Consider the following 10,132-nt stretch of genomic DNA (forward strand, 5'->3'; position numbering starts at 1 on the left):
AGGCGCAGAAGCTGAACACTTGGCTGGCCAGCGTCGAACGGCTGGCGGTTATCGAGATCGGCGCCGGCATCGACGTGCCGACAGTCCGGCTGTTCAGCGACCAGCACGAGCGGCTGATCCGGATCAACCCACGGGCGCCGCAGGTGTTCGGGCCGCGGGCGGTAGGCTTGCCGCTCGGTGGCCTGGCAGCGCTCGAAGCAATCGGCGCGCGGCTTCTCGCAGACCAATTGGGAGGACATCCGCTATGGCCAAAGTGCCACGAGTACCGCACGACAGGCGGACGAGGTGCTGAACATCCTGGCGCCCGGGCAGGAGGATTCCGGGCCAGCGGCGGCGTGCGGGGCGGTCAGAATTTCTCGTAGGGGCTTGGTGTGAATCGGCTGAATGCCGGCTTGTTCGAGAATCCAGCCCTCGATCTTGGTATGCCACATGCGCAGCAGATCCACTTGCCGGAGGCGATAGTGCTTTTCGGCCGTAGGGCTCGAGAACACCCATTCATTCCGGCGGGGCGGGGCCGCCAGCAGCGCTGGCGACGTAGGGTGTCAGGGGAATGATGCGTTACCCATCAACCTTGTCCTTGATCTCTTCGAGAGTGATTCACCGTCGTCAGCTTGCCTTGCGTCCCAGGCCGCCGAGCAGAAAAGCAATGGGGCGTTGGGGTTTGTGTGGTGCGCTGGCAGTTTGGCCCGCTGCGATACCGTCATCCAGCTTTATGCCAGTTTTTTGTTCGTAGGGCTTGCTGAAGTCGAAGCCATCGGAGGCGATGTGGCCTGGGCGTCGGCTGCGAGGGGCTTCCCGTTGTTCGCGCTCGGGACGCCGGCTGCGGCGGTCGCTGGCGTTGCTGGTTTCGCCTGCAGGGCGGGGAGCCGGTTTTGCGGGGGCGCTGTCATTGCGCCGGCGGCGACTGCCTTCACCTTCCAGGAAGTCGGGTTCAGGATCGAAGCCGGGCACGATTTCCTGGGTGATCTCCAGCTTGATCAGCTTCTGGATGTCGGCCAGGCGGTGGCGTTCTTCGGCGCTGACCAGGGAGACTGCCTTGCCTTTTTTGCCGGCACGTCCAGTTCGCCCGATCCGGTGCACGTAGTCTTCGGCAGTGTGGGGCAGTTCGAAATTGATGACGGAGGGTAGGTCCTCAATGTCCAGGCCGCGGGCCGCCACATCGGTGGCCACCAGCACACGAACCTTGCCGCTCTTGAAGCTTTCGAGGGTTTCGGTGCGGGCCTGCTGGCTCTTGTCGCCATGAATGGCGTCGGCAGAGATGCCGTGCCGGTCCAGGAAGTGAGCGAGTCGGCTGCAGGCGAACTTGGTGTCTACAAAAACCAGGATCTGGTTGGATTCTTCTTCGTGGCGGATCAGGTGGGCGAGCAGGTTACGCTTGAGGCCACTGGAAACCGGGTGCACCACGTGGCTGATGGTGTCACTGACCATGTTGCGGCGAGCCACTTCAATCAGTTGCGGACTTTTCAGCATCTGATCGGCCAGCTTCTTGATCTCATCGGAGAAAGTGGCTGAAAACAACAGACTCTGGCGATTGGCCGGAAGGAGGGCCAGGATGCGGCGGATGTCGGGAATGAAGCCCATGTCCAGCATCCGGTCTGCTTCATCCAGGATCAGGAACTCGACCTGATTCAGTGCGATGGTTTTTTGCTGAACGTGATCAAGCAGCCGTCCGGGTGTGGCCACGACAATCTCGATGCCCCGGCGCAGTTCCTGGATCTGTGGGTTCATGTCCACCCCGCCGTAGATGCAGGTGCTGCGCAGGGGGAGATGTTTGGAGTACATCTTGACCGACTCGAACACCTGCATGGCAAGTTCCCGGGTGGGCGCGAGGATCAGGGCTCGGACAGGATGGCGGGCAGGGCTGGTGGAGGCGCTGGCATGCCGCGCCAGGCGGTTCAGCAAGGGCAGGGTGAAACCTGCCGTCTTCCCGGTGCCTGTCTGGGCGCCGCCCATCACATCATGGCCGGCAAGCACAACCGGGATGGCCTGGCGCTGGATGGGTGTGGGTTCGTTATAGCCGGCTTCGGTGACAGCCTGCAGGATTTCGGGAATGAGTCCGAGTTCGGAGAACGACATGGGTGTGATCACGATCGGGGTGCAGGTTGATTAATGCGCTGCACCATACAAGTAGACCCTCATTATACATCGGGAGGGCGTCAGCGCCGTGTGAGATAGCAGCTCACTTCTTCCCGGTCGTGATAGAGATGTTTGATCCGCATCAGATATTTCTGGCCAGCGCTACGCATGCGTTGATCGATGAGGGCCCGGCACCGCTCCACCTCGTCAAAGCGCCTTTTCATCGGGAGCTTGAGATTGAAGAGGCTGCGCCGGCAGCGTCCGGTGGCGATCCAGTCGGCCATCATGGGCGCGATCCGCGAGGGTTGCTCCACCATGTCACAAACCATCCATTCAACGGGTTTTTTGGGGCGCCAGGCAAACCCGTCTGCCCGCAGGTGCTCGATCAGGCCGGTGGCCATGACGGACGGGGCGAGGGGGCCGTTGTCGATGGCGGTCACGCGCAGGCCGCGGCTGGCCAGTTGCCAGCTCCATCCTCCGGGAGCAGCGCCCAGGTCGACGGCGTGGAGTCCCGGGCGCAGACTGGCCTTCTGCTCTTCGGGGGTCAGCAGGCTCTGAAAGGCTTCGGCGAGCTTGAGGGTTGAGCGGCTGGGCGCGTCCTTGGGCATGCGCAGACGCGGGATGCCCATGGGCCAGGGAGACCCTTCACTGGCCAGGGACAGCCCCAGAAGCATGGAGCTGGGGTTTGGCATGAACAGATGCAGGCGGGGCAGGTGGAGGCTGTCCGGGCGCAGGACGCCGGCTTTGGCGAGCGCCTCCTCCAGTAGCGGGATGAAGCGCTTGAGAAATGCGGATTGTTCCTTCCCCGGATTGGTGTCGGGCGTTTCGGGCAGCACGCAGGAGATGCGCTCCCCCAGTTTTAGGATGCCCTGGACTACCGGCGATAAGCGGTCGCGTCCAGGGAGGTCGTGGAGTTCGCCAACCAGATGAAAAGCCTGGCGGGCAAAGATCAGCCTGGAGAGATCCAGGCGACGGCGAACCTGGTCATGGGGCAGGGCGTCGGTCAGGCGCAGCTGCACAAACCCGTCGTGGGCCTGGAAGTCACAGTGACCCGTGATGCGGGCGCTGTCTGCTGCATGCATGAGTTCCTGGCTGGCGTCGGCTTCAAAACCGGAGCGACATTCCACGACAAGGGCGAGGCACGGGCAGGAGGGGGTGGGGCTTGACATGGCGGAAGGCGTCGGTGCAGAGCGATTATGTACAATGGTCCGTGAAGCCTGGACCCCGATCTGGTCCAGGCTGGAACTCATGGCGCGGGGATGATACTCCATCGTACATCCCCCGCTGTTCTACAAGCTGTTTGTTTCGATTGCCCGGGAGTTTTCGATGGATTACCGATTGCTCGGTGCCAGTGACCTGCGTGTGTCTGCTGTGTGTCTGGGAACCATGACCTTCGGTCAGCAGAATTCGGAGGCTGAGGCGCATGCCCAACTTGATCTGGCCCTGGATTCAGGCGTGAATTTTATCGATGCCGCCGAGATGTATCCGGTCCCCGCCCGAAGGGAGACGAGTGGCCGGACGGAGAGCATTGTGGGGTCCTGGCTCAAGAGCCGTCCTCGGGACCAGGTGGTTGTGGCCACGAAAGTGGCTGGCCCGGGCCGCTCCATGGAGTGGATCCGGGGAGGACCCCTGGCGCTGGATCGGGACAACATCCGAGCTGCGGTGGAGGGAAGTCTGGCGCGCCTTCAAACCGATTACATCGATCTCTATCAGATTCACTGGCCGGCCCGTAATCAGCCCATGTTTGGCCAGTGGCGTTTCGACCCCGCTGCGGAGCGTGATGCAACACCCATCTACGAGCAGCTTGTGGCTCTGGCCGAACTGGTGGCCGAGGGGAAGATCCGCTACATCGGGCTCTCCAACGAGCATCCCTGGGGGCTCATGCGCTTCCAGCAGGTAGCAGACGAACTGGGGCTCCCCCGGGTCGTTTCGGTGCAGAACGCATACAACCTGTTGAATCGGGTGTTCGAGCAGTCGCTGGCCGAGGTGTGCTTCCGGGAGCAGGTCAGCCTGCTGCCTTACTCCGTGCTGGCCTTTGGACATCTGACAGGGAAGTATCTTGAGGGCCGCTCGGGCAGTGGCCGGATTACACTGTTTCCGGCCTTTGCCCAGCGTTACGACAAACCGGGGGTTGAGCCGGCGGTGCAGGCCTACGCTGAACTGGCTGCCGATCTGGGCATGAGTCCGGCTGCCCTGGCGATTGCGTTTGTAGCCAGGCGACCTCTGGTGGGTAGTACGATCCTGGGCGCGACTTCTGTTGCTCAATTGACCGAGAATCTCGCTGCCGCGCGGTGGGTGCTGGATGACGAAACGCTTGCCCGTATCGACGCCATCCACTTGCGGCACACCAATCCGGCCCCCTGAAAGGAGCTGGGTTTCCGGTTGATCTGAATCCCGATTTACTCGGTGCTGCGCCGACGCTTGCGGGGGGGAGGATCCTCGGCGGGGTCGGCAGTCTTGCTGACGGATGCCTTGTCTTCTTCCGGGGGGGGCTCTTCGGTCTCGGAAACTTCTTCGGCGGCCTTCTTGGTCTTTTTCTTCTTGTTTTTTTCCTGCAGGGCTTCGGCAGAGGGGGGCGGTGGAAGGATGGGGGCGACTTCAGCCAGCTTGTTCTCGAGCATGTAGTCGTTCATTTCCTTCCAGCCAGCAAATATGGCGGCTTTGGAGGCGTTGAGGTTGAGGGTGTAGCAGTCTTCGATGGCCCGGCCTGCGTGCCGGCACGCGCTACCGATGGCTTTCCCTTCGGCTTCCTTCTGGGGGCCTGCGTTCAGCGGGTTGGGCAAACCAGCCTGCTCACAGCCCATGAGCAGGCTGGTTCCGAGCAGCAATCCAGCGAGAAGTCGAAAAGGAGGGTGTCTCATGGCCCGCAAGTGTGTTCATGCTATGAATCGGTTTACGGCTCTGCATGGACGGACTTGATGATTTTGTTGCCGACCTGGACGCAGCCGAAGAACTATAATTGCGGCCTGTCCGCCTTTTATCTGTTGATGGAATACCACCCCATGAGTCTTTTTATCCGCTCCGCTCTCTGCGCAGCTTTCGCCTCTTTCTGTGCCACCTCTGTTCAGGCTGCGCCCGCAAAGCCGGCCGTCAAGGGTTCTCCTGCTGCTGCCGCGGATGCCTCCGTCCAGGAGATCGAGCTGGTTCATGGCCTCGGTGCCGACAAGGGTGAGCAACTCCAGAAGCTGGTGGATCGTTACAACGCCGCCAGCAATGGCGCCAGGATCGTCCTCCGCGAGCGCGCCTGGAACGATGGTGCGATGCCTCATCTGATGATCCTCGGTGAGCGGGATCTTGGTGCCTTCCTCACTGGCCCCCAGCGTTACCGTCCCCTGCACCAGGTCATGAAAGATGCGGGGGTCCGTTTCGAGACCCTGCGTGCGCCGGCCATGATGACTCCGACCCCGCTGGACTCCGCCAAGCGTCTGGTGGCCTTGCCGGTGGCGCTCTCCACGCCGGTGCTCTACTACAACAAGCAGGCCTTCAAGGATGCCGGGCTGGATGCCGAAAATCCGCCCAAGACCTGGCAGGAGCTGCAGCGCACCCTGGGACAGCTGGTGGCTGCCGGCCAGAGCTGTCCCTACACCACCACCCAGCCTGCCTGGATCCTGGTGGAAAACATGAGTGCGTGGCATAACGAGCCAGTGGTTGCTGAAGGAAAGAAAGCCTCCCTGGCCGTCAATGGCATGCTTGGCGTCAAGCATGTGGCCATGCTGTCTTCCTGGGTGAAGGCCCGTTACCTGCACCTCTTCGGTCGTGATGACGAGGCCGTGGCGCATTTCGCCAAGGGCGAGTGCGCCGTGATGACCGCCGGATCGGCTGCCTGGCCGAGCCTCAAGCGTCAGGCCGCATTCGAGGTTGGTGTTGCCAGCCTTCCCTATCACGAGGAATACTACGGCGCACCCCAGAACACCCTGGCTGACGGTCCTTCCATGTGGATCGCCGCAGGCAAGAAACCCGCCGAATACAAGGCGGTGGCACGCTTCGTGGATTTCTGGCTGAGCAGTGAAAGCCAGGTGGAGTGGCAGCGCAACGGAGGCTATCTGCCCCTCAATCGGGCAGGTCTGCTGGCCTCCGAGAGTCGTCTGCTCGCCGACGACCTGGCCAACGTGCGGGTGGCCGTCAAGCAGCTCACCAACAAGCCGGCGACCAGCGTTTCCCGGGCCAGCAGCTATCCCCAGCGCACGGCCGTGCGTCGTATCGTCGAAGAAGAACTGGAAGCCGTCTGGGAGGATCGCAAACCCTCCAAGCTGGCCCTTGATACGGCGGTCTCCCGCTCCCAGCGTCTCGACTGAGAGCACGTTCATGCCGGCCTGGATCTGGCCCCGGGTGCTGGCCCATCGCTGCGGCGGTGCCCATGCCCCCGAGAACACCCTTGCCGGCCTGAGTCTTGCTGCGCGCCTGGGCTGCAAGGCGGTGGAATTCGATGTCATGCTTTCCGCAGACCAGATCCCTGTCCTGATTCATGATGAAACCCTCGACCGCACCGCCGGCCGGACCGGCTCTGTGGCCGGGTTGCCCGCAGCCGTGCTGCTTGGCACGGATGTGGGGCGACGCTTTCATCCCGCCTTTGCCGGAGAGTGTATTCCGTCGCTCATCGCCGCACTGGAGGCCTGCCGCTGGCTGGGGCTGAGCGCCAACATCGAAATCAAGCCGGCCGCCGGCCATGAGGTGCACACGGGCGCCGTGGTGGGGCGGCTCCTGGCGGAATGGGCGCCCTCCTTGCGTCCCCCTGTGCTGCTGTCGTCCTTTTCTGTCGAGGCGCTGGAGGCCGCTCGCCAGGAAGCCCCGGATCTGCCTCGGGGATTCCTGGTCGACGGCTTCTCTCCTGCGTCCATCGAGCGGGCCCTGGACCTGGGCTGCCATGCCCTGCACCTGGGACTGCAAGGTCTCGAAGCTGGCCATCTTGCCGCCACACGGGCGGCGGGATTGCGCACCCTGGTCTATACGGTCAACCGACCGGAGGACTGGCGTCAGCTGCTGGCCTGGGGAGTCGACGGAGTGTTTTCCGATCGACCGGATTCCCTGCTGGATGAGCGTGGTATCCCCATTTAGTCACGGTTGGGGCGACCTGCTGGCTTGACGGACTCCGTGCTCCAATCCTACCATTCCGCTTTTCCCCTTAACCTGGGCAAACCCTTGTCTCCTCAGCAGCTTTACGCGCCGATCGCCGAAGATATGCTGGCGCTTGACGCCGTCATTCGCGATCGTCTCTACTCCGACGTGGTCCTGATCCGCCAGGTGGCCGAGTACATCATCGGCAGCGGTGGCAAGCGGCTTCGCCCAGCCATGGTCCTGTTTTCTGCCGGCGCGGCAGGCTATACGGGCAACTATCACCGTGAAATGGCTGCCGTGGTGGAATTCATCCATACCGCCACACTCCTGCACGACGACGTGGTGGACGAGTCCGAGCTGCGACGGGGCAATAAGACCGCCAACGCCATGTTTGGCAACGCCGCGTCGGTGCTCGTAGGGGATTTCCTCTACACCCGGGCCTTCCAGATGATGGTGGGCGCCAACAGCATGCGCGTGATGGAAGTGCTGGCCGAAGCCACCAACATCATCGCCGAAGGCGAAGTGCTCCAGTTGCTCAACTGCCACGATGCCGACGTGGAAGTGGACGATTACCTCCGGGTCATCCGCTACAAGACCGCCAAGCTCTTTGAAGCTGCCACCCGTCTCGGGGCGATCATGGCCGGCGCCTCCGCCGAGGTGGAAGAGGGCCTGGCCGCCTACGGCATGCACATCGGCACCGCCTTCCAGCTCATCGACGACGTGCTCGACTATTCTGGCGATGAAGCCGATACGGGCAAGAACGTCGGCGACGACCTGGCTGAAGGCAAGCCCACGCTTCCGCTGATTCATGCCATGCAGAACGGCACGCCCGAACAGGCAGCCAGCGTGCGCAAGGCCATTGAAGAAGGTGGCCGGGACGACTTCCTGGCGGTCATGCACGCCATTCGCGCCACGGGGGCCATCGAAGCCACCCGCAAGGTGGCCGAAGGGGAGGCGGAGCTGGCCCTGGCCGCCCTCCAGGCCTTGCCCCCTTCCACTTACAAGGATTCCTTGGTAGACTTGGCAAAGTTCGCAGTCGCACGGAAGTATTGAAGTTCGACATGCATCGCAAACCGTCGAATCTTCAAATGAAGTGCGGCTGTTTGTATTTTGAAGAACAGGATTCGTCCTTCTTCAATAATACGTCGGGGAATAGCTCAGCCTGGTAGAGCACTGCGTTCGGGACGCAGGGGCCGGAGGTTCGAATCCTCTTTCCCCGACCACCTATTCGGGCAACTTGCCCAAACAATAAAGCCCCCTTGTGGGGCTTTATTGTTTTAAAGATCGGCCCAGAAAAAACGTAGGCCTGATCTTTCCCGATTGCTGAGGTGTTGCAGTTTTTTTATAAAAACCCCTAGGCAAAATAAGGATGAAGTGACATAATCCTGCTCCTGTTCTTTGTGAGCCAAATAACAATAAAAAAGCAAAATACACTTTGTAAATTGCTTTTTTAAAGAAAAGCGTCGGGGAATAGCTCAGCCTGGTAGAGCACTGCGTTCGGGACGCAGGGGCCGGAGGTTCGAATCCTCTTTCCCCGACCACCTATTCAAAGCAAAAAAGCCACTCCATCGGGTGGCTTTTTTGCTTTGTGCGTGTCAATTTCAAGGCTCACACGTATTGCCCCCACAAGAGACAACCTCATAATGAAACTGCAGAAACTCAGCGTGCTGGCACTCGCCCTGGCCAGCCTTGGACAGCCCCTGTCAGCATATGCCACCAACGGCTATTTCACCCACGGCTACGGCGTACGATCCCAGGGGGTGGCCGGCGTTGGCATTGCACTGCCCCAGGACGGCCTGGCGGCTGCCAGTAATCCCGCCGGCACAGCTCTCGTGGGTGACCGCCTCGACCTCGGCCTCACCTACTTCAAGCCCGACCGTGGGACCCGCTTCCGCAGTGGTGCTGGTACCACTGAACTTTCGGCCAATGACACCACGAGTTTCCTGATCCCCGAACTCGGCTACACCCGCCAGATCTCCCCCTTCCTGGGCGTGGGTCTTGCCATCTACGGCAATGGCGGCATGAACACCGATTACGCGGTCAATCCCTTCGGCGCACCGGGCCGTGCCGGCATCGACATGGCCCAACTCTTCGTCACCCCCTCGGTGGCCTACCGTGTGCACGAGAACCACACCCTTGGCCTGGGGGTCACCTACGCCCATCAACGGTTTGAGGCCCGGGGTATTGGCGGCTTTGCCGGCATGTCATCCGCCCCCGGTGCCCTCAGTGATCGGGGCCACGACAGCGGTTCCGGCTGGGGCATCAAGTTGGGCTGGACCGGCCAGGTCCTTCCCACGCTGCGTCTGGGTGTGAATTGGTCCTCCCGCATCGAGATGGACCGCTTCGACAAATACCGCGGTCTGTTTGCCGAAGGCGGCGGCTTTGACATTCCTGCCAACTACGGCCTTGGCCTGGCTTGGCAGGCGCTGCCCGCCCTCACGCTCGCCGCCGACTGGCAACGTATCGAATTCGGCAGTGTCCGCTCCGTGGGCAACCACATCAACGCCGGCGGCCCCCTGGGCGCCGCCAATGGATCGGGCTTCGGCTGGAACAATATTTCCGTGGTCAAACTGGGGGCCATTTACGCCTACGATCAACGCCTCACCCTGCGTGCCGGCGTCAGCCGCGCCCAGCAAGCCGTACCCGCCAGCGAAACCTTCTTCAACATCCTCGCCCCGGGCGTTGTGCGCAACCACTACAGCCTGGGCGCCAGCTACCGCATCCAGGGCGGCGAGCTGAGCGCTGCCTACACCTACGTGCCCGAAGTTACCGTTTCCGGCAACACCCCCGTGCAGCCCGGTGGCCCCTATGCCGACCTGCACATGCGCCAGAACATCCTCGCCGTGGGCTACTCCTGGCTCTTCTGAGCCTTTAAACCCATACCGTTCTACACATCTCATCCTGCATTTCCTGACTCGATAAGAGGTAAGGCTTGAATCACCGTGCGGATCTTCTGCAGCCCGAGCCAGATGCTCTTGACGCCCGGCTCGCCGTCGCCCTT

8 protein-coding genes, 2 tRNA genes and 1 pseudogene are annotated in these 10,132 nt (G+C 61.9%); 8 read left to right on the plus strand and 3 right to left on the minus strand.

The window, feature by feature from the left end; genetic code table 11:
- Positions 1 to 362, plus strand: a pseudogene (locus PHD22_RS15130) (hypothetical protein); the annotation flags it as partial.
- Positions 363 to 606: 244 nt separating this feature from the next.
- Here the strand turns inward: PHD22_RS15130 and PHD22_RS15135 are convergent.
- Together PHD22_RS15135 and rlmM are read right to left on the minus strand one after the other, a co-directional pair.
- Positions 607 to 2,076: a DEAD/DEAH box helicase gene (locus PHD22_RS15135; protein ID WP_299868678.1), complete on the minus strand. Its 1,470-nt coding sequence runs from the start codon at positions 2,074 to 2,076 to the stop codon at positions 607 to 609.
- 80 nt (positions 2,077 to 2,156) lie between these two features.
- Positions 2,157 to 3,326 (minus strand): 23S rRNA (cytidine(2498)-2'-O)-methyltransferase RlmM, encoded by a 1,170-nt coding sequence (gene rlmM, locus PHD22_RS15140; RefSeq protein ID WP_366520748.1) that lies wholly within the window; start codon positions 3,324 to 3,326, stop codon positions 2,157 to 2,159.
- A gap of 76 nt (positions 3,327 to 3,402) precedes the next feature.
- Between rlmM and PHD22_RS15145 the strand changes: the two genes are divergently transcribed.
- On the plus strand, positions 3,403 to 4,440 hold the full coding sequence (locus tag PHD22_RS15145) for an aldo/keto reductase (protein ID WP_299868681.1): 1,038 nt from the start codon (positions 3,403 to 3,405) through the stop codon (positions 4,438 to 4,440).
- Between the two features lie 35 nt (positions 4,441 to 4,475).
- Here the strand turns inward: PHD22_RS15145 and PHD22_RS15150 are convergent, their stop codons facing one another.
- On the minus strand, positions 4,476 to 4,937 hold the full coding sequence (locus PHD22_RS15150) for a hypothetical protein (protein WP_299868684.1): 462 nt from the start codon (positions 4,935 to 4,937) through the stop codon (positions 4,476 to 4,478).
- Between the two features lie 141 nt (positions 4,938 to 5,078).
- Between PHD22_RS15150 and PHD22_RS15155 the strand changes: the two genes are divergently transcribed.
- The 6 genes from PHD22_RS15155 (at position 5,079) to PHD22_RS15180 (ending at position 9,998) form a co-directional block, all read left to right on the plus strand.
- Positions 5,079 to 6,371: an extracellular solute-binding protein gene (locus tag PHD22_RS15155; protein ID WP_299868687.1), complete on the plus strand. Its 1,293-nt coding sequence runs from the start codon at positions 5,079 to 5,081 to the stop codon at positions 6,369 to 6,371.
- 10 nt (positions 6,372 to 6,381) lie between these two features.
- On the plus strand, positions 6,382 to 7,131 hold the full coding sequence (ugpQ, locus tag PHD22_RS15160; protein WP_299868690.1) for a glycerophosphodiester phosphodiesterase: 750 nt from the start codon (positions 6,382 to 6,384) through the stop codon (positions 7,129 to 7,131).
- Between the two features lie 123 nt (positions 7,132 to 7,254).
- Positions 7,255 to 8,184 carry an octaprenyl diphosphate synthase gene (gene ispB / locus PHD22_RS15165; RefSeq protein ID WP_299868698.1) on the plus strand — a complete coding sequence of 310 codons (930 nt, stop codon included), beginning with the start codon at positions 7,255 to 7,257 and terminating at the stop codon, positions 8,182 to 8,184.
- A gap of 93 nt (positions 8,185 to 8,277) precedes the next feature.
- A tRNA-Pro gene (locus PHD22_RS15170) sits at positions 8,278 to 8,354 on the plus strand.
- Between the two features lie 241 nt (positions 8,355 to 8,595).
- Positions 8,596 to 8,672: transfer RNA gene (locus PHD22_RS15175), tRNA-Pro, on the plus strand.
- Between the two features lie 102 nt (positions 8,673 to 8,774).
- A complete protein-coding gene (locus PHD22_RS15180) occupies positions 8,775 to 9,998 on the plus strand; it encodes an outer membrane protein transport protein (protein ID WP_299868692.1) in 1,224 nt (407 codons plus the stop codon).
- Positions 9,999 to 10,132 lie beyond the last annotated feature (134 nt).

This window comes from Zoogloea sp. (assembly GCF_028693495.1).
GTDB lineage: Bacteria > Pseudomonadota > Gammaproteobacteria > Burkholderiales > Rhodocyclaceae > Zoogloea.